The following is a 24,750-nucleotide window of genomic DNA, read 5'->3' as shown; positions in this document are numbered from 1 at the left end:
TTAACCATTGAACTTCTTAAACATCAAAAACCGTTTAATTCAAATAACTTTTAGCCTGTGCCAAAGCATCTGCTATACCTGCCGGGTTTTTACCACCTGCTGTTGCAAAGAAGGGTTGACCACCACCACCACCTTGAATATACTTACCAAGCTCACGAACAATGGTTCCAGCATTCAAATTCTTAGAAGCAACCAATTCTTTAGATATATAACAAGACAATAAAGCTTTACCATTTTGCTCCGTACCAAAAAGTAAAAACAAATTATTCTTATTACTTCCCATTTCAAAACTTAAGTCCTTTATACCGGCGGCATCCAAGTCAATTTTCTTTGCTAGAAATTGAACTCCGTTTACTTCTTCAAGTTCAGAAAGCAAATCACCTTTTAAGTTTTTCGCTTTGTCTTTCAACAATTCGGCTACCTGCTTTTTAAGACTACTATTCTCTTCCTGAAGACTAGAAACCGACTTCACAGGATCTTGAGTATTACCCAAAACCACTTTTATCTTAGATAACAATTTATCGTTATATACATGTACATCCTTAACCGCATCACCTGTAATTGCTTCAATTCTTCTTATTCCTGCAGCTACAGCACCTTCAGATTTAATTTTAAACTGCCAGATATCCGCTGTGTTTTTCACATGCGTACCACCACATAATTCTATGGACTGACCAAAACGAATTGTTCTAACGGCGTCTCCGTATTTTTCTCCAAACAATGCCATTGCACCATCTGCAATTGCAGCTTTCATTGGTACATTTCTTTCTTCTTGAAGTTGTAAATGTCCGTCTATACGAGCATTCACAAAATTCTCTACATCTTGCAATTCTTCCTGTGTCATTTTAGAGAAGTGAGAAAAATCGAATCGTAAATATTTTGAATGTACAGAAGATCCTTTTTGTTCTACGTGTTTTCCTAAAATTTCGCGTAAAGCCTGATGCAACAAATGCGTTGCCGTATGGTTTGCCTCTGTTCTATTACGCTGTTTTTTATCGACTACCGCTTTAAAATTCTCTCTTAAATGTTTTGGCAGATTTTTAGTAAAATGAATGATTTCGTTATTCTCTTTCTTGGTATCCGTAATATACACTACATCTCCATGAGTATCCTCTAAATATCCTTTATCACCGACTTGACCACCACCTTCTGCGTAAAATGGAGTTAGATTAAATACCAACTGAAACTGTGTTCCGTCTTTTTTTGAAACTACTTTACGGTATTTTGTAATTTTCACTTCAACATCTAGCATATCATAACCAACAAACTCCTGTTCGTTATCGTCCTGTAAAACTTCCCAATCTTCTTTAGATATTGTTGATGCGGATTTTGATCTATTTTTCTGCTGTTGCATAGCCGCATCAAACCCCGCTTCATCTAATTTATATCCTTTTTCACTTAGAATTAGAGCAGTTAAATCTATAGGAAATCCGAAAGTATCATACAATTCAAAAGCTTTACCGCCATCAACTGTTTTGCCTTTGGTATTTTTTATAATCGTATCTAATAGCAATAATCCTTGATCAAGGGTTTTCAAGAAAGAGTGCTCTTCTTCCTTAATTACGTTTTCAATCAGTTGCTTTTGTTCTTTCAATTCAGGATATGCATCACCCAAAGATTTAATAAGTACACTTACCAAACGAAACATAAAAGGCTCTTTGATATCTAAAAATGTGAATCCGTACCTTACTGCCCTTCTTAATATTCTTCTTATTACATAACCTGCACCTGTATTGCTTGGTAACTGACCATCTGCAATTGAAAACGCAACAGCACGTATGTGATCACTAATTACGCGAATGGCTATATCAATTTCTTCATTTTTACCGTAATCAGAATCTGTAATCGTTTCTATTTCTCTAATTAACGGGGTAAAAATATCGGTGTCGTAATTACTTTGAACTCCCTGTAACACCATACAAAGACGCTCAAAACCCATACCCGTATCTACATGTTTCGCCGGTAAATTTTCTAAAGAGCCATCTGCCTTACGGTTGTATTGCATGAATACAAGATTCCAAATCTCCACTACCTGCGGATGATCTTGATTGACCAAACTTGCTCCAGAAACTTTTGCCTTTTCTTCTTTTGAACGAATATCTACATGAATCTCTGAACATGGTCCACAAGGACCTTGATCGCCCATTTCCCAGAAGTTATCTTTCTTGTTGCCCATGATAATTCTATCTTCAGGCACAATACCTTTCCAAAGATCAAAAGCTTCAGTATCCAACTTTAATTGGTCAGCATCATCACTTCCTTCAAAAACCGACACATATAAACTGTCCTTATCAATTTTAAGAACTTCCGTCAATAACTCCCAAGCCCAGGTAATGGCTTCTTCCTTAAAATAATCGCCAAAACTCCAATTACCTAACATCTCGAACATGGTATGGTGATAGGTATCTTTACCAACCTCCTCTAAATCATTATGTTTACCGCTTACACGTAAACATTTTTGGGTATCTACCACTCTAGAACTTTTTGGCTGACTTATACCTAAAAAGTATTCTTTAAACTGATTCATACCCGCATTTGTAAAAAGCAGGGTCGGATCATCTTTAATGACCATTGGTGCAGAAGGCACGATTTTGTGTTCTTTACCTTTGAAAAAATTCAGAAATTGAGTTCTTGTATCTTTGGAATTCATCTAAAATGCTAAGCTTTTACAAATTTTAACGGTTTATATAAAACTATCTTTATATTTGTTTGTTCCCTAATAATTGAAAAAACAAAAATAGGATAAATAACATTCATGTCTAAGGTAAAATACTATTACGACCCAGACACGCTGTCGTACCGTAAAATAGAACCCGAAAAATCTAAACGTTATAGAAATATAGCCTTCTTTATTTTGGGCTCATGCCTTTTTGGTTTTTTGGCACTTATTCTTCTGCTTAACACCAACTTAGTCAATACACCAAGGGAGCTTTCTTTATCTCGTGAAGTCAAAAATTATGAACTTCAGTACGAGCTTTTGAACAAGAAAATGGAACAAATTGAAGAGGTTCTAGGTAATATCGAAGACCGTGACAACAATATTTACCGTCTATATTTTGAAGCCAACCCAATACCTGACGAGCAGCGTAAAGCTGGATTTGGTGGTATAAACCGATATAAATCATTAGAAGGTTTTAATAATTCTGAAATGATCGTTTCTACTACAAAAAGACTAGATATCATTAAAAAGCAAATGGCCATTCAATCTAAATCATTGGATGAAATTACCAAGCTAGCAGAGGAAAAAGAAAAATTATTAATGTCGATACCAGCTATTCAACCTATCAACAATGAAGACCTAAAACGTATGGCTTCTGGTTATGGTTGGCGCTCAGACCCTTTTACCAAGGCTAGAAAAATGCATTATGGTATGGATTTTACCGCTCCAAAAGGTACACCTATATATGCAGCAGGGGACGGTAAAATCACTAGAGCTGACAATAACTCATCTGGCTACGGAAAACATATTCGTATTGAACATGGATATGGATATTTGAGTCTATATGCTCACTTAAGCCAGTACAATGTTAAGAAAGGACAAAAAGTAAAAAGAGGCGATTTAATAGGTTTCGTAGGAAGCACAGGTCGCTCAGAAGCTCCACACCTTCATTATGAAGTATGGAAAGACAATGATAGAATCAACCCTATGAATTTCTACTATGGCAGTTTATCGCCAGAAGAATTCGAAAATATGTTGAAATTCGCTAATCAAGAAAACCAATCTCTGGATTAATGCAGATAGAACTCCCTGAAAAAAGATATTATGGTATTGGAGAGGTCGCCCGTGCCTTTGGCGTAAACGCTTCACTAATTCGTTTTTGGGAGAAAGAATTCGACGTGCTTCAACCTAAAAAAAATGCGAAGGGAAATAGAAAATTCACTCCCCAAGACATTAAAAATCTTCAATTAATATATCATTTGGTAAAAGAAAGAGGTTTTACTCTCGATGGCGCCAAAACTCATTTAAAAGAAGAAAAGCAGAAAACACTTTCTAATTTTGATATTATTCAAAAATTAGAACGCGTTAAAGCAGAACTAAATAAAATTAAAGACCAGTTATAACACAACCATTATGAAAAAAGGACTAATTGCATTAATTGTCATCGCTGTTTTAGCATTTGGACTATACCAGTGGGGCGTTGGCTTCAACAACACTGCCGTTGCATTAAAAGAGACATCTACCAAAACTTGGGCAAATGTAGAAAGTGCCTACCAACGTAGAAATGACTTAATTGGTAATCTTGTAAAAACAGTACAAGGCGCTGCAGATTTTGAAAGAGGTACTTTGACAGATGTTATCGAAGCTAGAGCAAAAGCAACATCGGTCAATATTGACCCTACTAATATTACACCTGAGCAACTGGCACAATTCAACCAAGCACAAAGTGGGCTAAGTGGAGCATTAAGCAAACTATTGGTAACGGTAGAACGCTATCCTGACTTAAAAGCAAATCAAAACTTTCTAGAGCTACAATCACAATTAGAAGGTACTGAAAATAGAATTAACGTAGCAAGAGATAGATTCAACGCAACTGTAGAACCTTACAACCTACACATTAAAAAATTCCCTAATTCTATATTGGCAGGTTTTCTAAATTTTGATGAACTAGCTTATTACAAAGCAGATGCTGGTTCAGAAGATGCGCCTGATGTAGATTTTGATTTTGAATAACAGGCCTATGTCTAAAGTAGAAGATTTTTTATCGGCAACTGAAGAGCAAGAGGTAGTAGAGGCTATTCTTAAGGCCGAAAAGAATACTTCTGGCGAAATTAGGGTACATATTGAGGGTCATACCCGAAAAGACCACTACGATCGCGCTAAAGAGGTTTTTCATTTATTGAAAATGGATAACACTAAGCAAGAAAACGGAGTATTGATATATGTTGCTGTAACCGACAAGAAGTTTGTTATATGTGGTGACAAAGGTATAGATAAGGTTGTACCCAAAGATTTTTGGCAAACTACTAAAAATAGTATTCAAACACAATTTGAAAAGGGAGCTTTTAAAGACGGACTCGTTGCCGGAGTTTTAAAAGCTGGCGAAGAACTAAGAAGTCATTTTCCTTGGCTATCAGATGACACCAACGAATTAAGCAATGAGATATCTAAAGGTTAGCCTTGTAATTCTTTTTCTTTGGTGCACTCCGTCATGGAGCCAATTTGAGATACCCGAAAAACCGGCATTACCAACAAGTGTCTATGATTACACCAACCTTCTTACCGATCAGCAAAAAGTAGCTTTAAGCCAAAAACTGGTTCGTTATTCAGATAGCACCTCAACACAGATTGTAATTACCATCATTGCGAGTACTAACGGTGAAAACATCAATTACCTTGGTGCAAACTGGGGTCAAAAATGGGGTATTGGCCAGGAAGGCAAAGACAATGGTATTCTCATTATTCTAGCTGAAAACGACAGAAAAGTCGCTATTAGCACTGGTTACGGCGTTGAAGGTTCTTTAACTGATGCACTTTCTAAACGAATTATTGAAAATGTAATTCTCCCAGAATTTAGAGTCGGAGATTATTACGGAGGTCTCGACAAAGGGTCAGATGTTATTTTTCAAGTTTTAACCGGTGAATTTCAGGAAGACAGAACTTTTGGAAATAATAGCGGCACTCCATTTTCATCTCTTTTACCATTTATCATATTCGTGGTAATCCTCTTCATTCTTTGGAGTCGAAAAAATGACGACAATGATAGTAATGGGGGACGAAGACGTGGAGGTTTAAGTCCGTGGGATATGATTATTCTCAGCAACATGGGTCGCTCAAGCGGCTCTAGTGGCGGATTCGGTAGCGGCGGAGGTGGAAGCTTTGGTGGTGGCGGATTCGGAGGAGGTTTCGGCGGCGGCGGCTTTGGCGGCGGCGGCGCTTCTGGAGGGTGGTAGTTTTGTTACCAAACAATCACTAAGTCTAGTTTTATCAAAATTTTTTAATTCAAGCCAGAAAAACTGTTACTCTCTATGGAGGAATTATAGACGGGTTCTTGTTTGTGAGTTTATTACAATCTTCATCATAGTAGCACCCACCCCTTTACCCCCTCCCATGAGGGGAAGATTACGTTTTTTTGTTTTGAGATTGTTGAGTGCTGGGAGCAATGTTTCAACAAGTATCACTTAACCTGCTTTATCTAAAATTTTTAATACAAGCCAGAAGCTGTTCCCCTCCTGGGAGGGGCTAGGGATGGGTTCCTGTTAGTTGGACTTAACACTAAAAAAAATGATCAAATAATTCCGCTGCGCAAAATACTTGACCATTTCTTATTTCTCTATCTGATAATCAGAGTTTATTTTTCAACTCTAGCACCTGAATTCTAAAGCAACTTACTTCTTTCGCATAAATACCGTAATTGGCACACCAGAGAAATCATATTCTTCACGAATTTTATTCTCTAAATAACGCTTATATGGCTCACGCACATATTGGGGCAGGTTACAAAAGAATGCAAACTGCGGATACGGAGTCGGTAATTGCGTACAAAATTTAATCTTAACGAACTTCCCTTTGTATGCCGGTGGCGGATAGTTTTCAATTATTGGCAACATCGTTTCATTGAACTTACGGGTAATAATCTTCTTATTACGATTATTATACACCTCAACCGCCGTTTCTATTGCCTTAAAAATACGTTGCTTTGTCAATACAGAAACAAAAAGAATTGGCACATCAGTAAATGGCTCAATGGCTTTTTTAATTTTATCGGTATAGTGTTTTATGGTATTGGTCTCTTTATCCTCGACCAAATCCCATTTATTCACAAGAATTACTATTCCCTTATGGTTACGCTGAGCAAGCCAAAATATATTTTCTACCTGACCATCAAAGCCCCTTGTTGCATCTAACATTAAAATACAAACATCGCAATGCTCAATAGCTCTTACGGAACGCATTACAGAATAAAATTCTAAATCTTCCTTCACCTTTGCCTTACGACGAATACCTGCCGTATCTACCAGATTAAATTCAAATCCGAATCTATTATATTTTGTATCGATACTATCTCTTGTAGTACCGGCTATATCCGTAACTATATATCTATCCTCACCAATCAAAGCATTTATAAATGAAGACTTTCCAGCGTTGGGTCTACCAACAACAGCAAACCTAGGTAAGTCACTTTCTTCCTCAACTACATCTGGCAATTTTTCTACCAAAGCATCTAGCAATTCCCCAGATCCACCACCATTTATACTAGATAATGTAAAATATTCGCCAAGACCTAAAGAATAAAATTCAACGGCATCTTCTGCTCTTTTGGCATTGTCCACTTTATTCACTGCCAGAAAAACTGGCTTTTTAACTCGTCTCAATAATTTAGCCACATCTTCATCCATACCGGTTACACCAGTCTCCACGTCCACCATAAAAATTATAGCATCTGCTTCTTCTATCGCCAGTTCAACTTGCCTATCGATTTCCTTTTCAAAGACATCGTCACTACCAACAACATATCCGCCGGTATCGATAATTGAAAACTCTTTACCGTTCCAATCACTCTTACCATAATGGCGATCACGAGTAACACCGCTAACGGCATCAACAATAGCCTCGCGTCTTTGAATTAATCTATTAAAAAATGTTGATTTTCCTACATTAGGTCTCCCTACAATGGCAACAATAGCACCCATAGCTTAAATTTGGGGCAAAGGTAGTACTTATAGCTCCAATTACAATATAAGTTATTAAATAGAGATATAAACCGAATACCTTATAAAGAAGCAAAATTTGGAATTTGTTGCTTTTTAGGTGTGCTAAGATATGCTTCACCTATTGCTCTTTCACGTACTATTCTTGCAGGAGAACCATAAGCGACTATGTTATCTCCAAAATGATCAACAACAAGAGAACCGGCTCCTATTACAGAATGCTGACCAATTTCTATACCATTAACTATATTTACCCCCAAACTAACTGCAGAAAATCTACCTAGTTTTAAACTCCCCCCTGTGCATACAGATGGTGCTAAGCTAGAATATGAATCCATTACTCCATCATGACCTAAAGATGAATTTGTATTTATAATGCAAAAGTCATGAATTATAGAATTAGCATTGACAATTGCACCAGGCATAAATACATTGCCACAACCCAATCGAATATCCTTACCAATAATAGCCTTAGGATGAACTGTATTTATAAAACTAAAATTAGGTGAAATCTTGAGAATTTTATCAACGATTAATTTTCTTGTCCAATTATCACCAATTGCAACGATACCACCGACAATATTAAACCTATTGATTAGAAATGGTAGATTTGACTCACTACCTAATACTTGATAACCGTTAATTCTAAATCCCTTAGGCTTAAACGAATCTATAAAACCAATTATATTATATTTAGCCTCTTTTTCCAAACAATCCAAAACTACACTACCATGGCCGGAGGCACCAAAAATAATTATATTCTGCATTTCATCGGGGTTTTATAGCATTTTGTCGATGAAGCAAAAATAGTCTATTCTTTTCAGAAGGAAGGCTTAAAAATGAATTTGAGATAAAAATTTTCTTTAATAGGTTAATAAGCATAGATAATATAAGCCAATCATCTAACAATCAGAACATCAAAAAAAATTAAGTATTCTAATAATATTCAATTGAATATCTTCTCTTATATTTAAGATAACCAATTATTACTTATTGTAACCGAAACGCTTCAATTGACGTGCATTGCTACGCCAGTTTTTATTCACTTTTACATATAATTCTATATGGACTTGTTTGCCGAAGAATTTCTCCAAGTCTTTTCTTGCTTCTACACCTACACGTTTTAAAGCTGAGCCTTTATGACCAATAATAATACCTTTTTGAGAATCGCGCTCTACCATAATTACGGCACGCATGCGAATAATATCTTCATCTTCAAAAAATTCCTCGGTTTCTATTTCAACTGCATAAGGAATTTCCTTTTTGTAGTTCAATAAGATTTTCTCGCGTATAGTTTCATTTACAAAAAAACGTTCTGGCTTATCCGTTAATTGGTCTTTTGGATAATACGCCGGTGACATTGGCAATAATTCTATAATACGCTCAAAAACACCTTTAACATTAAAATTAGATAATGCAGATATAGGATGCAACTCAACACTCGGCAACATTTCTTGCCAATACTGAACCTGCTCTTCCAACAATTCTTGCGTAGCGGTATCTACTTTGTTCAACAACAATAAAACAGGAATTTTACTATTTTTAATTTTCTCAAAGAAAGCTTCATCTTTTAACGCCTTCTCTCCTATTTCAACCATGTAAAGAAGTACATCGGCATCTTCGAAAGCAGATTTCACAAAATCCATCATACTACTTTGAAGTTGATATGCAGGTTTTATGATACCTGGAGTATCAGACAAAATCATCTGAAAATCATCTCCGTTTACAATACCTAAAATACGGTGCCTTGTTGTTTGTGCCTTAGATGTAATTATGGATAATTTTTCACCCACAAAAGCATTCATCAAAGTTGATTTACCAACATTAGGATTACCAATAATATTTACGAAGCCCGCCTTATGATCTGCCATCTCTATACTTTAATATATATTTCTTCAATTCCACATTTACCTTTGGAGCCAACAAAAGTACGGCAATCATATTAGGTATCACCATTAGTGCGTACGACAAATCAATTAAATTCTTTACTAACTCTAATGATGCCACTGCAGCGAAGACAATCATTATTACAAAATACCAATTGTAAAACTTACCGATTTTAGCATTGGTCAAGAAAGACAAAGATTTAACGCCGTAATACGAATAAGTAAATAAGGTAGACAATGCAAAGGCAGTTACAATGACCATTAATAATACATCTCCCCAACCAAATAAGGTTCTTTCAAAAGCCGATAACGTCATTACTATTCCGCTAGAATCTTCTAAATATGCACCGCTTAATATGATAACAATTGCAGTAAAAGTACATACTAGAATAGTATCTATAAACGGACCTAACATGGCAACCAACCCCTCTCGAATTGGTTCATCATTCTTAGATTGCCCATGGTACATTGGCGCACTACCCAAACCTGCTTCATTTGAAAACATCGCCCTACGGACACCAATGATGACCAAGCCCCAGAATCCTCCAGTTGCTAAAGATTTAAAATTCCAAGCTTCTGTAAATATCATTTTCAAAGCTGGCATTATTTGACTTGAATTCATAGCCATTACAGCTATTACAGCAACTAAATATACAGCTACCATGAATGGAACTATTGCAGATGCAACTTTCGCTATCTTGGTTAATCCGCCGAAGATTACAAATGAGGTTATGACGGCCAATATAAGACCTATAGTCCATTTCCAATTCTCGTCGCTAATATCCATTATGTTTGCTCCAGGATCAACTACGCTCATGAATGTTTCCGTAAACTGGTTAGCAGTGAACACACCTAAAAACCCAAACAGTCCACAAACTGCGAAAAATATAGCTAAAGGTCTAGCCTTTTTACCTAATCCTTTAGTGATATAATACATAGGTCCACCTTGCAACTTACCATCCGAATCCGTACCGCGATACATAATTGCCAAGCTACAGGAGTAAAATTTAATACACATACCGATCAATGCAGTCATCCATATCCAAAAAACTACACCCGGACCTCCATCATGTATGGCAATAGCAACTCCTGAAATATTTCCTAAACCAACTGTTGCCGCAACAGCTGCCGATAAGGCTTGAAAAGAACTTACATCTCCTTTTGAGTCTTTATTATCATATTTACCCGCAGTAATTGCGATTGCATGACCAAAAAAACGATAAGGCATTAGTTTTGAATAAAAGACAAGAAAGAGTCCACCCCCTATTAATAAAAGAAACATTGGCCACTCAGTATATGGCAATGCGCTTGCTATAAAGTCATTAATTGTATCCATAGAATTGTAAAAAACCGAAGTTATGGATTTAATGTTTTTTAAAAGATAATGCTCTTGAAAAATATTATTAAATAAGTTTGGAATTAAGAGAAAATGTATTGTATATTTGCAGCCCGTTACAAATAGTAGCGCACCTTTATTTCGTCAGCTTAATGACCTGAAGTCGCAAGATAAGTGAAATAAAAACCCATATCGCGGGGTAGAGCAGTAGGTAGCTCGTCGGGCTCATAACCCGAAGGTCGCTGGTTCGAGTCCAGTCCCCGCTACTAAGTTTAAAGGCTTGTGTTTCACAAGCTTTTTTTATATCTAATTTTCTCTAAAAATTTCAAATACCAATTCTCTACTTAATGGACGTCCTTTTGCTTTTTCACGAATAGTATCGTAACTACATCGAAAGTCGCAACCGGTTTTGTGTTCACTACAGCCGTAAGCAGTTTTTCCTTTTATGATATTACCTTTTTTACATTTAGGACAACTATTTTCTTCAGAAGTATTCTTTGCCTGAACTTTAACCTTCTTAGGTTCTAACTTTAGCTTATAACTTTCATCAAATCTAACCAAACCTTCAACGGAAGCATTGTTTACTTTAAAGCCTTTTAAATTTACTGTCGAACCTTTTTGAAACAGCCTAATGTATTGTTTTTCTGAAATAGTTTTTCCTTCAAATTTAAAAGGAATCACAAAATCGCAAGTCTTATTAAACTCAGAACAGCCATAGGCTGATTTCCCTTTTCGTATGGTTCCTTTCTTACATTTAGGACAAACTTCTGATGTTATTTCTGTAGCCTTTTTAATTGCTATTTTCTTAGAAGTCGCTGCTGCCGGCTTATTATTTACAGCCGAAATATTAGCCTTTCTAGTTTCACTTCGAACGTCGTAAACCAATTGATCCACCATTTGTTTCATCTGTTTGATAAAACTACCTGCACTAAAAGTACCTTTCTCTATATCTTTTAATTGCTTTTCCCATTTACCGGTAAGTTCGGCAGACTTCAGCATTTCATTTTGAATGGTATCTATTAATTGAATACCTGTAACAGTAGGTATAACTTGTTTTTTATTCCTTTTTATATATTTTCTACGAAACAATGTTTCTATTATATTGGCACGTGTTGAAGGTCTACCAATTCCGTTTTCTTTCATTAGCTCACGAAGTTCATCGTCATCTACCTTTTTACCTGCAGTTTCCATCGCACGCAATAGCGATGCTTCTGTATACTGCTTTGGTGGTTTTGTCTGCTTTTCAAGAAACGAAGGTTCATGAGGTCCTTTTTCCCCTTTTTTAAATGTCGGTAATATTCCTGATTCTTTAGCGCCGGAATTAGGTGTTTCAAAAACTACACGCCATCCTTTTTCTATAATCTCTTTTCCCGTGGTTTTAAATTGTACTTTTTCCGCTTTACCGATTACGGTAGTATTGGAAACTTTACAATCTGGATAGAATACGGCTATAAAACGACGAACAATGATATCATAAACCTGCTGCTGGTTGTATTGCAAGTTCATTTGTTGACCGGTAGGAATAATAGCGTGGTGATCTGTAACCTTACTATCGTCAAAAACCTTTTTGGTTTTCTTTATTTTTTTACCATCAAGAGGCTTCGTTAGCGTATCATACTTCGTAAGGTTCTTAAGTATTCCCGGAACTTTAGGGTACACATCATTAGGCAAAAATGTGGTATCTACTCTTGGGTAGGTTACTACTTTTTGCTCGTATAATTTCTGAACAATCTTTAATGTCTCGTCTGCACTAAATCCAAATTTGGTGTTACAATACACTTGCAACCCTGTTAAATCAAAAAGTTTTGGTGCATATTCATTCCCCGCTTTTTTAGTAGTGGAAACAATTTCGAAATCATGTTCTTTTACAATATTGGCAAGTTTTTCGCCATCTTCTACTTTCAAAAAACGACCTTCTTCATAACTGAACAACGTCTCGCGATATAATGTTTGTAGCTCCCAATAGGGTTGTGGTTTAAAATTTTCTATCTCCTTAAACCGGTCTACCAGCATAGCCAAGGTTGGTGTTTGTACACGCCCAACAGACAATACTTGTTTGTAGCCACCATGTTTTAAAGTGTATAAACGGGTGGCATTCATACCCAAAAGCCAATCGCCAATCGCACGAGAAAAACCTGCATAATATAAATTATCGTAATCTGTAGATGATTTTAAATTATTGAATCCTTCTTTTATCGCTTCTGTGGTAAGTGAAGAAATCCAAAGTCTTTCAACTTTGCCTTTATAGTTCGCTTGATTTAATACCCAACGTTGTATCAATTCTCCCTCTTGCCCGGCATCACCACAGTTTATAACAACATCTGCCTTATCGAATAATTGCTTTATAATTTTAAACTGTTTTTGAATACCAGAATCTTTAGTCACTTTGGTTTCAAAATGTTCGGGTAACATTGGTAGATTATTCAAATCCCAACTTTTCCAATGTGGTTTATAATCATTTGGCTCTTTGAGCGTGCAAAGGTGTCCGAAGGTGTAGGTTACTGCATAGCCATTGCCTTCGTAATAACCGTCATGTTTGGTATTTGCCCCAAGAACAGAAGCGATTTCTCGAGCTACAGATGGTTTTTCGGCAATACAGACTTTCATTTTATGAATTGAAAATTTAAAGATTTAGGCATTGATTTTAGTCTAAGCAGTCATATTATTTATGAAACTAAAATTCACAACCGTCGGGCATTTTTATTTGGACAAATATATAAATAGTTTGTTATAGGTAATAGTATATAAAAAGCTTCTAAAACTGAGTTTTAGAAGCTTTTTAATTCTAGTTATTTAGCTACCATAAAAATGATGCCAATTACCCAGAGTGTTCAAAAAAAATTCCTATCAAAAAGATATAGGCTAATTTTAATTTTTATGTATTCTCTTAATAGGTTAACGTATTATAACCGTTTGCTTGTAGTTGCAGTACACGTACCGATGCGGTCGGCGTAACATCAAGACCATCAAAAAGTGTTTCTTCTGCTACCCCTAGTTTCTCCATAGCAACACTGCATACACTTACTTTCACCTTTCCCTTATATTTTTTAAAGAACTCTTCAAGCTCTGAACCTTTTACCAATTGGGTCACCACTTTACCTTTTACCACAATTTCATAATCCTCTATTTTAACGCCGTTCTCAATAAGAAGGTCATACATACTTAGCACACCCTTAAAATGTCTTTCTGTAGTAAGTATAAAACCATATTTAGGTGTTTTCTGTAAATCGGCAACAGCTTGTTCGTCTAATTTTTTTTGTCCATATGCTTGTGTGCCACTAGCAATCATTACAATAACTACTAAAAGTGTTCGTAAAATATTATTCATAATTTCTATTTTGATGGATGTATTTGTTATTTAAAAATACAGAAAAATAGTTCTAAATATTAATTTAGGGATGATAAAAAAGGAATCGTTTATTTGCATTACATAACACCATCAATCGATTATAAAAATTATAGCAAAGTTCACTTCATTTACAATAGAACAACGAATTCATCTTTATGTACTACTTCATCATTCTTGAACGGTACCTTTCTCAAAGACTTCGACAACAGCTCTCTTAACTCTTTCAAGGAAGATGATTTTTTCAAGAATTGATTAGCACCATCTTCTTTAAGCTGATTCACTTCTCTATCTCTGTAAATTGAAGAATAGGCAATGATGTATATATCCTTAAATTTTTTGAAATTTCTGATATCAATAAGACACTCAAAACCATCCATAATAGGCATATATAAATCCAAAAAAATAACATGAGGCAAGTTAACATCTGTGAACAACCTATCCATAAGGTCTACTCCATTATTGTATTCAGTTACTTCGGTTTTTATTGGGATGCTTTCTAGAGCCTCAATAAAAAAATCACGATCATCTAAATCGTCATCCGCAATGTAAATTCTCAAATTTTTCATTTTTCCCAAGTAATAATGGCGTTTCCTCCAAAAATATGAGAAAATCATATAAAAAATTTGACCAATAAAATTGAATGATAACTCAAAAGGAAAAAATAACAAGATAAATTAGCTTCATGCTACCAGTAAATAAAAATGTGATAACAATAAAGTCCTTTTTATAGGATAAAATCTAAGTGATTTAATAACTTTTAATCATATTTTGAATCATACTTTTAGATATTGGCTTTTCATAATAGCCTTCTATTAATTGATGATTTTTGGCTTTCTCCCTATCCTTAGAATTCGTAAAAGCAGACATTATAAAAACCTTTATTTTTCTTGAACTGTTATTATAATTTTGCAGTTTATCAATGAACTCCCAACCATTCATTTCAGGCATTACTAAATCTACTAATATATAATCAGGTATAGGTTTATTGGTTATTTTAAGATTGGTCAACAAATCTAAACCCTCTAGTGCACTTTCGCATACATAAATTTGACTCTCACCACTACACTGTTCTACCGCATACCTCGCAGTAAATTGCGAAACCATATCATCATCTATTACCAAAAACACTGAGCTCATTTATTAGCTTTTAAAATTAACCTAGTTACCATACTATACCTAATATAAATATACACTTTAATATATTACGTTCTTTACAACTTCTATTTCCTACCTATTAATATACCGTATAATCATTTAAAATTGTTTCACTTAAAAATATGAAGTCTTGTTTTAAAAAAAGGCCTCTATTAAATGGAGACCCTGTACCAGCTATATGCTTCTAACACTAACCATTAACACTTAAAACGTATAACTGACTCTTTCTTTATAAGGAGTGCATTTTAAATCTATAAAAAAAATTGCGATGAACGTAGTGCATTTCAACATAAATTTAGCTTAATAAAAGGAGATAAATATCTTGGTGCTTCATTTTCTTTCAAAGTCAATTTTAAACTTAATAACGACTACCAAGATCTATTTAAAGACATAATTTTCGTTTAGAGTTTTAAAATAAAAATGATGAAAAATAAAATCATAATTACTTTAGTATTAACCACTATTTTAACCGCATGTTCTAGCTCTAAGAAAACTATTTCAAATAAAACGGAAGTCGAATTTGGGCAAATGACAACCACAGATATTGATTCTAAAAAAATTCAAGAAGACACAGTTAAACAAGTGAATGGGTCAACGGGAGCTATAAACAATAGCATGACCCAAAATAGTTCAAAAATTTTAGGTACCGATGATTTAGAAATGTTTAACAAACTTAATATGAGCGATAATCAAATTAGCACATTTACCAATGCAATGAATCGTTTTAAAACTAAACAAGCCAATACCGCAAGTGGCGAAATGTTAGGTAGTCTAGATAGTGAACGTAATCGTCAAATGGAAAGTATTCTATCTACTAGCCAATATGCTAAATATGAGCAATGGGTAGCCGATAATGAATAATCAATAGCTATATCACCTATTGAATCAATTCTAAAAGTTTTGCAACAAAGCTTTTGCCCGAAACACTTATATTTTTATAGAATACTAATTATAAAAAAATACAATGATAAAACCCACATTAGAAGTACCTGAATTAAAAATATCTTTGATTAATGACGCACAGTGGAGTTTACACGATCAAGACAGCAGATCATTTACAATGGTGGTTTTCTACAGAGGTTTACACTGCCCAGTGTGCAAAAATTATTTGGAAGAACTTACGACTAGATTAAAAGATTTTAGTAACAGAGGCGTTCACTTGATTGCCATAAGTTGCGATAGTGAAGAACGTGCAAAGAAATCTGGCAAGGAGTGGAAAATACCAGAATTACCCGTTGGATATAATTTGCCTATTAAGACTGCGCGCGAATGGGGTCTTTATATTTCTAAAAAAACATCTGAAAAAGAACCCGACATATTTTCAGAACCAGGTTTATTTTTAATACGACCTGACAATACTTTATATGCCAGCGCCATACAAACGATGCCATTTGCAAGACCTCATTGGGACGATATTTTGAATGCAATAGATTATGTAAACAAAAACGATTATCCGGCTAGAGGTGGCGAATAATAAAGCTTACATTTTAATATAGAGATAAAAAAGGCGGTCAATTCTTCAGAAAAATTGACCGCCTTTTTCACAAGTACTATTAATTAACCTCTTTCTAACTTCCATTTCTCAAAAATTACCTTAATACCTTCGTCAACCATTGGGTACAAACCAATAACAGGCTTACCATCTTGAACTTGTTCCAAAACAAATTCTTCGTATAATGTCATTTGTAAGCATTCATCAGCAACCTCATCAGCGAGGTTAGCCGGTATTACCATAACCCCATCATCATCTCCTAGTATAATATCGCCCGGAAAAACAGCAACATCACCACAACCAATAGGATCGTTTATAGCAATTGCCTGATGTAATGTTAGGTTGGTAGGTGCAGTTGGTCTATTATGGTATGATGAAAAATCTAGGTCCGCAATCTCAGCAGAATCTCTAAATCCACCATCGGTAATGATACCTTCTGCTTTTCTAATCATTAGTCTTGTTACCAGAATAGAACCTGCAGATGCCGCTCTAGCATTTTGCCTGCTATCAATAACCATAACAGCACCTTCTGGACATTCTTCTACAGCTACTCTTTGTAAATGCTTAGGATTCCTAAATACCGAAATAGGATTTAAATCTTCGCGAGCAGGTATATAACGTAAAGTATACGCCTCACCTACCATTGTTGGCCTCCCGAATTTCAAAGGTTTTACATTTTGAATGAACTGATTTTTTAGTCCTTTTTTAAATAAACAGGTTGCAACGGTTGCAGTACTTACCTTTCTTAACTTGTTTATTGTTCCTATAGCTATTTTAGTCATTATTTATTCTCTAATTTATTTTATTCAGCTCTTTGCCATGCATCTTCAATAAAAGTCAAATCTTTTTTCATTCTTGCAAATACTTCTTTTTTACTCATTGTAATTTTTGTCGCACCATGTTCTGCGCCGCCAAGGTCATATTCTAAATGTAAAGATATCGGCACATTAATTCTGTATTTTTTAAGTAAAGAAAAGTATCGATTAAAATCTATCATACCTTCACCTAAAGGTGTGTTAATAGGTTCCCAACTACCATTTTTCTTTCCCCATTTAAAATCTTTAACAACGATAGATTTAATATACGACTGAATTCTTCTTAAATCTAACTCCCAACTTTTTCCACCTTCTACAACTGCATGCCGAATATCATATTGACATCCTAAAAATTGATTATCCGTTTGGGAAAAAATTGCTGGCAAATCCCAAATCGGTGCACCAACATGATTGCCTGCATGGTTTTGATAACACCCCACTAAGCCCAAGTTTTTATTTACAGTCGACAATTCAACTGCTTCACCAGCATATTTAGCCTGACTTTCTACAATTGAAACGTCTTTTGGGTACGTCAACCACCCAGTTCGATAGTGACTAAAACCTTCTTTACTTGCTGCTTCTAAAATTTTTTTATCAATTTCGTTTGAAACATCCCATACGTTGGTAGTAAACAGCTGCATATTTAACCCATATTTTTTCATGGCATGAACCGCCATTGGCAAATCATCTTCAACTCTTTCTGGTAGTACATGCCCTTTAGGTCGCACTGTTAAATCCAAACCATTGAATCCTATTTCAGCGGCAGCGGCAGACATTTCATTATAATCAAGAAACTGTAGATGCTTTGAAAATAAGTTTATCTCCAATTTATCCTTAGCGTTACCAGTAAATGCCAATAGAGGGTTATTAACCTGAAGTAATGGTATAGCTGTCAATACGGTAGCAGTTTTTTTTGCAAATTCTCGTCTTGATATCATATTGTTATTTTTTCTCATTTTAACCACCCTACAATTGATTGATAGGTAGATTTAATGTTAAAAATTTGGAGGTCTTACAAATATATGTATTTTTGGTCAACCAAATTGGTTAACCAATATCATCAAATTCCAATGAAAAATATATTTTTAAACAAAGTAGTTTTATTGCTAATTCTAGTCTCAACATTTTCTTGGGGAAATAATGAATCAAGCAACGTTCTAGTTCATAATCTTAGTGAATTTGATAAAGCAGTCTCAACTGCAGAACCCGGTACTGTAATTGTCTTGGCAAAAGGTATATGGAAAGATGTAGAATTTATCTTTAAAGGGAATGGAACAAAAGAAAAACCAATTACACTCACGGTAGAGGCTAAAGGCGAAGTCAGTATTGAAGGGGCTTCTAATTTAAAAATAGGTGGTCAATATTTAATTGTAAAAGACTTATATTTTAAAAATGGCCATACACCTAGTAATACGGTTATTCAATTTAAAATTGACAACAATACTATAGCTAACAATTGTCGTGTTACCAATTGTGTAATTGAATCTTTTACCCAACCTGATCGCGATGTTAGTGATCATTGGGTTGAATTATGGGGAAGAAATAATAAGTTGGACCATAATTATATTACAGGTAAATCAAATTTTGGACCGACTGTTCGTGTTTACCTAAAAGGCAATCAACATATAAACAATCACCATCAAATTACCGAAAATCATTTTGGACCTAGACCTCGAAAAGGTGGACCTCATGGTGAAACATTACAAATTGGTGATAGTTACACTTCTATGACACCTTCTTACGCTAACGTAGCAAATAACTTTTTTGACCGTTGTAATGGGGAAATTGAAATTATTTCAAGCAAGTCTAATTTTAACCAATTTTCTAAAAATGTGTTTTTTGAATGCGAAGGCTCTTTGGTTTTAAGACATGGTAATTACGCCAAAATTGACGGTAACATTTTTATAGGAAACGACAACTCAGAATTTATCGGTGGTATTCGTGTCATAAATACAGGGCATTGGATTACAAACAATTATTTTTACAAGCTTAAAGGTTCTTCCTTTAGAAGTCCGTTAGCAGTTATGAACGGTATACCTAAATCTCCTTTAAATAGATATAATCAAGTTACAGATGTAGTTGTTGCCTACAATTCATACGTAGATTGTAAATCTCCTTTCCAATTTAGTGTTGGAGCCAACGTAGATCAAAGTGAAGTTTTACCTCCTTCAGAAATAAGATCGGCTAGACCAGTAAGAACAATTGTAGCGAATAATTTAATATACAATCAAACTCCCGATAATTTTCCTATTGTCGCTTATGATACAGTAGATGGGGTAAACTTTAAAAATAATTATAGTAACTCAATTAACAAAAGTGAAACACAAACTAAAGGTTTTATAACAACCGATTTAGTTCAAAAATCATCATCTGAATACCTTTTTATTCCAAATTCAAATATTGACGAAGTATATAATGGCTTCGATTTCGAAACAATTAAAACTGATATGTTCGGAGCAGATCGCACAGTACAAAATAACGTTGGTTCAATAACCGTACCTGTTGAAAATGGAATTTTGCTAATTGACAAGAAAAAATATGGTACAGACTGGTTTTCTACTGAAAATGTTAAAATAAAAGAAAGAAAGATACAGGTAAAAACTAATAATGAATTGGTAGCTGCCCTTGAAAATTCAATTTCAGGAGACCATATTATTTTAGCGTCTGGCACTTATGATCTAACACAACAATTACCTATAGATAAGACAATTTCAATAACTTCAAAAAATTCGAAAAAACCAGCAAAACTTAATTTCAAAAATAGCAAAGAAGCCGCTGCATTTCGTTTACTTCCTAAAGCAAATTTAAATATCTCTAATGTTCAAATAAATGGTACAGAAACCATTAACGCTTTCGCCACTTTAGAAAAAAATATGTCAAAAGCATATGATTTGCGGATAGACAAAGTTGAAATTTCTAATTTTAAAAATGTTTTAGAAGTTTCAAAGGGTTCGTTTGCAGACACAGTCTCTGTCATTAACTCAAAAATCAAGAATTGTTTGAACGGTATACAGCTAAATAAAGAAACCAACGATAAAGGTGATTACAATGCTGAATTCTTAATTATAAAAAATTCAACATTTGAAAATGTGCAAAGCAATGTCGTTTCATATTACAGAGGAGGTTATGACGAATCTACAATTGGCGGAAATTTATGGCTTGAGGGCAATAACTTTACAGATTGCGGAGAACAAGAAGAAAGTAATATTTTAATTGAAACTCGCGGAATTGTCAATGTTGAGTTCTCGAACAATGTCTTTGAAGACAATCCTGTAAAATACACTGCTGTTCTTTGGGGAGAGAAAGGGCAAAAACCAGTTGAAAACAAACTTTTAAACTCTGGAGAAATCAAAATTGAAGAGAATTTGAAGCTTAAATTAATGTACTAATGAAACCAGTATTATTTACATTATTGGTGTAAAACAGTTTTCAAATAACTTTCGAACAGCAAAACAAAAGAATGATTACATATAAAATTAACTGGGCTATTAAAGTGGTAATTTGCTTATTTTTAAGCTTAACCCCAAACATTAATATTGGTCAGGAACATCCAAACCTAATTTTAACTAAAACCGGTGTTGAAAAAATTAGAGCAGAACTTGGTAATGTACCTTTGTTTGATTCTTCCCTACAAAAATTAAAAGAAGAAGTAGACGCCGAAATTGCATTGGGCATTGATACACCTATACCAAAGGATTATTCTGGCGGTTATACACATGCTCGCCATAAGCGTAACATGATTGTTATGCAACAAGCTGGTGTTTTATATCAAATACTAGAAGACGACAAATATGCACAATATGTAAAAGACATGTTAATGCAATATGAAGGTATGTACAAAACATTACCACTGCACCCAAAAACAAGATCTTATGCTAGAGGCAAACTGTTTTGGCAGTGTTTGAATGATTCTAATTGGCTGGTCTATGTGAGTCAAGCTTATGATTGCATATTCAATTATTTAAGTAAAGCTGAAAGAAAAAAATTAGAAAAAAATCTATTTAGACCTTTTGCAGATCATATTTCAGTAGACAGTCCGCAATTTTACCAAAGAGTCCACAATCACAGTACTTGGGGCAATGCAGCCGTTGGTATGATTGGCTTAGTAATGAACGACCAAGAATTAATTGATCGTGCCTTATATGGTATCAAGGGCGTTAATTTAGATAAAACTGCTAAAGATGATGATGGTGGGTTTTTAAATAAGGATGGAAAAGCAGGTTTTTTAGCCAATATAGAAGAGCCTTTTTCACCAGATGGCTATTATAATGAAGGACCATACTACCAACGTTATGCAATGTATCCATTTTTGATTTTTGCAGAAGGATTACACAATGTAAAACCAGAATTGAAAATTTTTGAATATAAAGAAGGTGTTTTATTAAAATCAATCACTGCTCTTTTAAATTTATCTGATTCTGATGGAGATTTCTTCGCACTAAACGATGGTCAAAAAGGGATGTCTTATTATAATGATGCCTTAGTTACCGCTGTAGACATTTCTTATTACTTTGGAAACCAAGATCCTGGTTTATTAAGTATCGCTGCTGAGCAAAATAAAGTGTTATTAGACGACTCTGGATTAGCAGTTGCACTTGGTATTAAAAATGGAAAGGCTAAACCTTTCAACAAACAATCAATAAATCTATCTGATGGACCAGATGGAAAACAGGGAGGCGTAGGTATTTTACGAAGTGAAGATTTAGAACTTGTTTTTAAATATGCTTCTCAAGGATCAAGCCATGGCCATTATGACAAGTTATCCTTTTCTATGTTTGAAAAAGGCGATGAATTACTACAAGATTATGGTTTGGCACGTTTTGTGAATATTGGACAAAAAGGTGGTGGTAATTATTTAAAAGAGAACAAAACTTGGGCAAAGCAAACCATTGCACACAATACACTAATACAAAACGAAGGTTCTCATTTTTCAGGAAAATATGACATAGGTAGTCAATATCATTCTGAACTTTTCTTTTTCGACATATCTAACAAAAAAATTCAAGCTATAAGCGCTACCGAAACCAATGCCTATCCTGGCACAGATATGCACCGAACAATGGCTATGATCAAATCACCTAATTTTGAAAAGCCTTTTGTTCTTGACATCCTAAAAGTGAAGTCAAAAACTGAAAACCAATATGATCTTCCATTTTATTTCTTAGGGCAAATGATTGAAGCTAACTTCGATTTTGAACCAGCTTCTACAATGAATGTTTTAGGAAACGATAATGGTTACCAACATTTATGGGTGGAAGGCAAAGGAACATCGAACTCTGAAAATGCAAAGTTATTGTGGCTCAACGAAGGTAAATTCTACTCTTTAACATCATCCGTTAACGACACCGATGAACTTATGTTTACAAGAATTGGTGCAAATGACCCTAACTTTAATTTAAGACGAGATGCAGCACTAATGATTCGCAGAAAAGATTCGAAAAATACAACTTTCGTTTCTGTAATTGAATCACATGGCAGCTATAGCCCAGTTACAGAATCAGCCTTAAATTCTAAAAGTAATGTTCTAGCCGTAAAAGTTATATACGATCAAGATGAATACACAGCTGTAATTATTGAAGACATCAATAATGATCAAGAGGTATTTATACTTTGCAACTTAGATAACAATACAACAAAAGAACATAAATTAAAAATTGGAGATAAGACTTATCAATGGGTAGGACCATATTATTATAGTGGCTTAACTAAAAAGTAAGGTCTCCTTATATTCTTAGTTTACATTTGCCGTAAATAGATTATAGCTCTGTAACAACAGACCATCATTATTTTAAAATAAGCTTATCCTTAAAAATATGGAATCAAACAATACGTCTAAATTAAGTAGGTTTAAAAAAAGTCTTAAAGATTTTGGTCCAGCTTTTTTCATAATTGGTTACGTAGTAGGTACGGGTAGTGTTACCTCTATGGTAGTTTCTGGTGCCAAGTATGGTCTTAGTCTTTCTTGGGCTTTATTACTATCTTGTTTTTTTACATATTTTCTTCTTGTATCTATTAGCAAGTTGACCATAGTTTCTGGTAATACCTTAATGTTTAATTTTAAAAATACATTTGGCAAACCACTTACTATATTTATCATTACCGCACTATTAGTTTCAATTGTATCATCTTGTATTGGCGTAATGGGTGTTGTTGCAGAAGTAACGATGGAGTGGATTTCTGTAAAAACTTCTATTTCGTTTTTAAATGGTCCGATTGTTTCTGTATTTTTCATAGCTCTTCTCATAGGTTTATTCTGGACTGGTAAACACGAGAACTTCATTAAGGCAATGAGTATTATGGTTGGCTTTATGGCACTAGCCTTTATAGTCACCAGCTTTATGGTCGTAAATGAGGCGGGTACTTCAATTACAGAATTCTTTCCAGAATTACCTAAAGGCGAAAATAACGGTTTAGTAATTGCAGGTATAGTAGGTACCACAATGGCAGGCGTTTGTTTAGCGTCTAGAAGTATTCTTGTACAAGAACAAAATTGGGGATTAACAGATTTAAAGACAGAAAATAAAGACGCCATGTCTTCTATGATTATGACTTTTTTTATTAGCCTTGCCATAATGATAAGTGCAACTGGAACCCTTTATTTTAAAGGAGCCCCGGTAGATGACGCTACAGACATGATGCATGCACTTGGGCCTTGGGCAGGAGATTTTGCCCTTACATTGTTCACATTAGGTATTATCGGAGCCGGGCTTTCATCTATATTCCCTAACCTATTATTATTTCCTTGGTTGGTTGCAGATTATACAGGTACCGAACGTAACATGAAAAAACCCTTATACAAACTTATTGTTGTATTAGTTGCTCTGTCTGGTCTAATTGTCCCTATACTTGGAGGAAAGCCAGTTTGGATCTTAATTGCTTCTCAAGCATTAAGCCCCTTCGTAATGCCTTTGATTACACTCTTTCTAATTATTCTATTAAACAAAGAGAGCGTAATGAAAGAACACAAAATAAAATTATGGATGAACCTTGCTCTAGGTGCAACGTTTGTTTTTAATTGTTATATGTTATACGTAGCCTTAAACGGATTTATAGATTTCATCCAGTAA

Annotated in this window: 21 protein-coding genes and 1 tRNA gene; 11 read left to right on the top strand and 11 right to left on the bottom strand. The window is 34.6% G+C overall.

What is annotated here, in order from left to right; genetic code table 11:
• Nucleotides 1-34: 34 nt before the first annotated feature.
• Nucleotides 35-2,650: an alanine--tRNA ligase gene (gene alaS, locus ACJJVP_RS09165; protein WP_405412972.1), complete on the bottom strand. Its 2,616-nt coding sequence runs from the start codon at nt 2,648-2,650 to the stop codon at nt 35-37.
• Between the two features lie 105 nt (nt 2,651-2,755).
• On the opposite strand from alaS, the gene ACJJVP_RS09160 reads away from it, so the two are divergent.
• Genes ACJJVP_RS09160 through ACJJVP_RS09140 form a run of 5 tightly spaced genes read left to right on the top strand, consistent with a single transcriptional unit; the run spans nt 2,756 to nt 5,892 of the window.
• Nucleotides 2,756-3,733, top strand: a complete 978-nt coding sequence (locus tag ACJJVP_RS09160) for a M23 family metallopeptidase (RefSeq protein WP_073240362.1) — start codon at nt 2,756-2,758, stop codon at nt 3,731-3,733.
• Nucleotides 3,733-4,062, top strand: a complete 330-nt coding sequence (locus ACJJVP_RS09155; RefSeq protein ID WP_027066328.1) for a MerR family transcriptional regulator — start codon at nt 3,733-3,735, stop codon at nt 4,060-4,062. The genes ACJJVP_RS09160 and ACJJVP_RS09155 overlap by 1 nt, the downstream gene beginning before the upstream one ends.
• A gap of 10 nt (nt 4,063-4,072) precedes the next feature.
• Nucleotides 4,073-4,672 carry a LemA family protein gene (locus ACJJVP_RS09150; RefSeq protein WP_396633448.1) on the top strand — a complete coding sequence of 200 codons (600 nt, stop codon included), beginning with the start codon at nt 4,073-4,075 and terminating at the stop codon, nt 4,670-4,672.
• 7 nt (nt 4,673-4,679) lie between these two features.
• Nucleotides 4,680-5,117 carry a TPM domain-containing protein gene (locus ACJJVP_RS09145; RefSeq protein WP_405412968.1) on the top strand — a complete coding sequence of 146 codons (438 nt, stop codon included), beginning with the start codon at nt 4,680-4,682 and terminating at the stop codon, nt 5,115-5,117.
• A complete protein-coding gene (locus ACJJVP_RS09140) occupies nt 5,098-5,892 on the top strand; it encodes a TPM domain-containing protein (RefSeq protein ID WP_405412965.1) in 795 nt (264 codons plus the stop codon). Before ACJJVP_RS09145 ends, ACJJVP_RS09140 begins: the two co-directional genes overlap by 20 nt.
• Nucleotides 5,893-6,327: 435 nt before the next feature.
• Here the strand turns inward: ACJJVP_RS09140 and der are convergent, their stop codons facing one another.
• The 4 genes from der to ACJJVP_RS09120 all read right to left on the bottom strand — a co-directional run bounded on the left by der (nt 6,328) and on the right by ACJJVP_RS09120 (nt 10,872).
• Nucleotides 6,328-7,632, bottom strand: a complete 1,305-nt coding sequence (gene der, locus ACJJVP_RS09135) for a ribosome biogenesis GTPase Der (protein WP_036156478.1) — start codon at nt 7,630-7,632, stop codon at nt 6,328-6,330.
• Between the two features lie 80 nt (nt 7,633-7,712).
• Complete coding sequence (locus ACJJVP_RS09130; RefSeq protein WP_405412962.1) at nt 7,713-8,417, bottom strand: acetyltransferase; 705 nt, start codon at nt 8,415-8,417, stop codon at nt 7,713-7,715.
• A 219-nt stretch (nt 8,418-8,636) separates the two neighbouring features.
• Nucleotides 8,637-9,521 (bottom strand): GTPase Era, encoded by an 885-nt coding sequence (gene era / locus ACJJVP_RS09125; RefSeq protein WP_405412960.1) that lies wholly within the window; start codon nt 9,519-9,521, stop codon nt 8,637-8,639.
• A complete protein-coding gene (locus tag ACJJVP_RS09120) occupies nt 9,508-10,872 on the bottom strand; it encodes an alanine/glycine:cation symporter family protein (protein WP_405412958.1) in 1,365 nt (454 codons plus the stop codon). The genes era and ACJJVP_RS09120 overlap by 14 nt, the downstream gene beginning before the upstream one ends.
• A 193-nt stretch (nt 10,873-11,065) precedes the next feature.
• Between ACJJVP_RS09120 and ACJJVP_RS09115 the strand changes: the two genes are divergently transcribed.
• A tRNA-Met gene (locus tag ACJJVP_RS09115) sits at nt 11,066-11,138 on the top strand.
• Nucleotides 11,139-11,178: 40 nt separating this feature from the next.
• Here the strand turns inward: ACJJVP_RS09115 and ACJJVP_RS09110 are convergent.
• From ACJJVP_RS09110 to ACJJVP_RS09095, 4 genes are all read right to left on the bottom strand, one after another.
• Nucleotides 11,179-13,479, bottom strand: coding sequence for a DNA topoisomerase 3 (locus tag ACJJVP_RS09110; RefSeq protein ID WP_405412955.1), 2,301 nt, complete (start codon nt 13,477-13,479; stop codon nt 11,179-11,181).
• Nucleotides 13,480-13,759: 280 nt separating this feature from the next.
• On the bottom strand, nt 13,760-14,200 hold the full coding sequence (locus ACJJVP_RS09105; protein WP_299800734.1) for a DsrE family protein: 441 nt from the start codon (nt 14,198-14,200) through the stop codon (nt 13,760-13,762).
• A 149-nt stretch (nt 14,201-14,349) separates the two neighbouring features.
• The gene (locus ACJJVP_RS09100; RefSeq protein WP_405412953.1) at nt 14,350-14,787 is read right to left on the bottom strand and encodes a response regulator; all 438 of its coding nucleotides are present in this window, start codon (nt 14,785-14,787) and stop codon (nt 14,350-14,352) included.
• Between the two features lie 181 nt (nt 14,788-14,968).
• Nucleotides 14,969-15,358 carry a response regulator gene (locus ACJJVP_RS09095; RefSeq protein ID WP_405412951.1) on the bottom strand — a complete coding sequence of 130 codons (390 nt, stop codon included), beginning with the start codon at nt 15,356-15,358 and terminating at the stop codon, nt 14,969-14,971.
• A gap of 441 nt (nt 15,359-15,799) precedes the next feature.
• Here ACJJVP_RS09095 and ACJJVP_RS09090 point away from each other — a divergent pair, with 441 nt between their 5' ends.
• Nucleotides 15,800-16,237, top strand: a complete 438-nt coding sequence (locus tag ACJJVP_RS09090) for a hypothetical protein (RefSeq protein WP_405412949.1) — start codon at nt 15,800-15,802, stop codon at nt 16,235-16,237.
• Between the two features lie 103 nt (nt 16,238-16,340).
• A complete protein-coding gene (locus ACJJVP_RS09085) occupies nt 16,341-16,850 on the top strand; it encodes a peroxiredoxin-like family protein (protein WP_405412947.1) in 510 nt (169 codons plus the stop codon).
• Nucleotides 16,851-16,933: 83 nt separating this feature from the next.
• On the opposite strand, the gene ACJJVP_RS09080 is transcribed toward ACJJVP_RS09085, so the two are convergent.
• Together ACJJVP_RS09080 and ACJJVP_RS09075 are read right to left on the bottom strand one after the other, a co-directional pair.
• The gene (locus ACJJVP_RS09080; RefSeq protein ID WP_405412945.1) at nt 16,934-17,650 is read right to left on the bottom strand and encodes a ribonuclease activity regulator RraA; all 717 of its coding nucleotides are present in this window, start codon (nt 17,648-17,650) and stop codon (nt 16,934-16,936) included.
• Between the two features lie 20 nt (nt 17,651-17,670).
• A complete protein-coding gene (locus ACJJVP_RS09075; protein ID WP_405412943.1) occupies nt 17,671-18,621 on the bottom strand; it encodes a sugar phosphate isomerase/epimerase family protein in 951 nt (316 codons plus the stop codon).
• Between the two features lie 132 nt (nt 18,622-18,753).
• On the opposite strand from ACJJVP_RS09075, the gene ACJJVP_RS09070 reads away from it, so the two are divergent.
• The 3 genes from ACJJVP_RS09070 to ACJJVP_RS09060 all read left to right on the top strand — a co-directional run bounded on the left by ACJJVP_RS09070 (nt 18,754) and on the right by ACJJVP_RS09060 (nt 24,750).
• Nucleotides 18,754-21,072: a chondroitinase-B domain-containing protein gene (locus ACJJVP_RS09070; RefSeq protein WP_405412941.1), complete on the top strand. Its 2,319-nt coding sequence runs from the start codon at nt 18,754-18,756 to the stop codon at nt 21,070-21,072.
• A 71-nt stretch (nt 21,073-21,143) separates the two neighbouring features.
• Nucleotides 21,144-23,399: an alginate lyase family protein gene (locus ACJJVP_RS09065; protein WP_405412938.1), complete on the top strand. Its 2,256-nt coding sequence runs from the start codon at nt 21,144-21,146 to the stop codon at nt 23,397-23,399.
• A gap of 97 nt (nt 23,400-23,496) precedes the next feature.
• A complete protein-coding gene (locus ACJJVP_RS09060) occupies nt 23,497-24,750 on the top strand; it encodes an NRAMP family divalent metal transporter (RefSeq protein WP_405412935.1) in 1,254 nt (417 codons plus the stop codon).

This window comes from Maribacter sp. Asnod1-A12 (assembly GCF_045063735.1).
In the GTDB taxonomy this organism is placed as follows: Bacteria; Bacteroidota; Bacteroidia; order Flavobacteriales; family Flavobacteriaceae; genus Maribacter.
This window is presented reverse-complemented; position numbering and strand designations above follow the sequence as displayed.

Excerpts from the sequence above, each read along its gene's own strand:
- ACJJVP_RS09160 (WP_073240362.1), top strand. The coding sequence starts at position 2,756 with ATGTCTAAGGTAAAATACTATTACGACCCAGACACGCTGTCGTACCGT.
- ACJJVP_RS09065 (WP_405412938.1), top strand. The coding sequence starts at position 21,144 with ATGATTACATATAAAATTAACTGGGCTATTAAAGTGGTAATTTGCTTA.
- alaS (WP_405412972.1), bottom strand. The coding sequence starts at position 2,650 with ATGAATTCCAAAGATACAAGAACTCAATTTCTGAATTTTTTCAAAGGT.
- ACJJVP_RS09105 (WP_299800734.1), bottom strand. The coding sequence starts at position 14,200 with ATGAATAATATTTTACGAACACTTTTAGTAGTTATTGTAATGATTGCT.
- ACJJVP_RS09095 (WP_405412951.1), bottom strand. The coding sequence starts at position 15,358 with ATGAGCTCAGTGTTTTTGGTAATAGATGATGATATGGTTTCGCAATTT.
- ACJJVP_RS09075 (WP_405412943.1), bottom strand. The coding sequence starts at position 18,621 with ATGATATCAAGACGAGAATTTGCAAAAAAAACTGCTACCGTATTGACA.
- ACJJVP_RS09145 (WP_405412968.1), top strand. The coding sequence starts at position 4,680 with ATGTCTAAAGTAGAAGATTTTTTATCGGCAACTGAAGAGCAAGAGGTA.
- ACJJVP_RS09080 (WP_405412945.1), bottom strand. The coding sequence starts at position 17,650 with ATGACTAAAATAGCTATAGGAACAATAAACAAGTTAAGAAAGGTAAGT.
- ACJJVP_RS09120 (WP_405412958.1), bottom strand. The coding sequence starts at position 10,872 with ATGGATACAATTAATGACTTTATAGCAAGCGCATTGCCATATACTGAG.
- ACJJVP_RS09130 (WP_405412962.1), bottom strand. The coding sequence starts at position 8,417 with ATGCAGAATATAATTATTTTTGGTGCCTCCGGCCATGGTAGTGTAGTT.
- der (WP_036156478.1), bottom strand. The coding sequence starts at position 7,632 with ATGGGTGCTATTGTTGCCATTGTAGGGAGACCTAATGTAGGAAAATCA.
- ACJJVP_RS09085 (WP_405412947.1), top strand. The coding sequence starts at position 16,341 with ATGATAAAACCCACATTAGAAGTACCTGAATTAAAAATATCTTTGATT.
- ACJJVP_RS09110 (WP_405412955.1), bottom strand. The coding sequence starts at position 13,479 with ATGAAAGTCTGTATTGCCGAAAAACCATCTGTAGCTCGAGAAATCGCT.
- ACJJVP_RS09070 (WP_405412941.1), top strand. The coding sequence starts at position 18,754 with ATGAAAAATATATTTTTAAACAAAGTAGTTTTATTGCTAATTCTAGTC.
- ACJJVP_RS09140 (WP_405412965.1), top strand. The coding sequence starts at position 5,098 with ATGAGATATCTAAAGGTTAGCCTTGTAATTCTTTTTCTTTGGTGCACT.
- ACJJVP_RS09150 (WP_396633448.1), top strand. The coding sequence starts at position 4,073 with ATGAAAAAAGGACTAATTGCATTAATTGTCATCGCTGTTTTAGCATTT.
- ACJJVP_RS09090 (WP_405412949.1), top strand. The coding sequence starts at position 15,800 with ATGAAAAATAAAATCATAATTACTTTAGTATTAACCACTATTTTAACC.
- ACJJVP_RS09100 (WP_405412953.1), bottom strand. The coding sequence starts at position 14,787 with ATGAAAAATTTGAGAATTTACATTGCGGATGACGATTTAGATGATCGT.
- era (WP_405412960.1), bottom strand. The coding sequence starts at position 9,521 with ATGGCAGATCATAAGGCGGGCTTCGTAAATATTATTGGTAATCCTAAT.
- ACJJVP_RS09060 (WP_405412935.1), top strand. The coding sequence starts at position 23,497 with ATGGAATCAAACAATACGTCTAAATTAAGTAGGTTTAAAAAAAGTCTT.
- ACJJVP_RS09155 (WP_027066328.1), top strand. The coding sequence starts at position 3,733 with ATGCAGATAGAACTCCCTGAAAAAAGATATTATGGTATTGGAGAGGTC.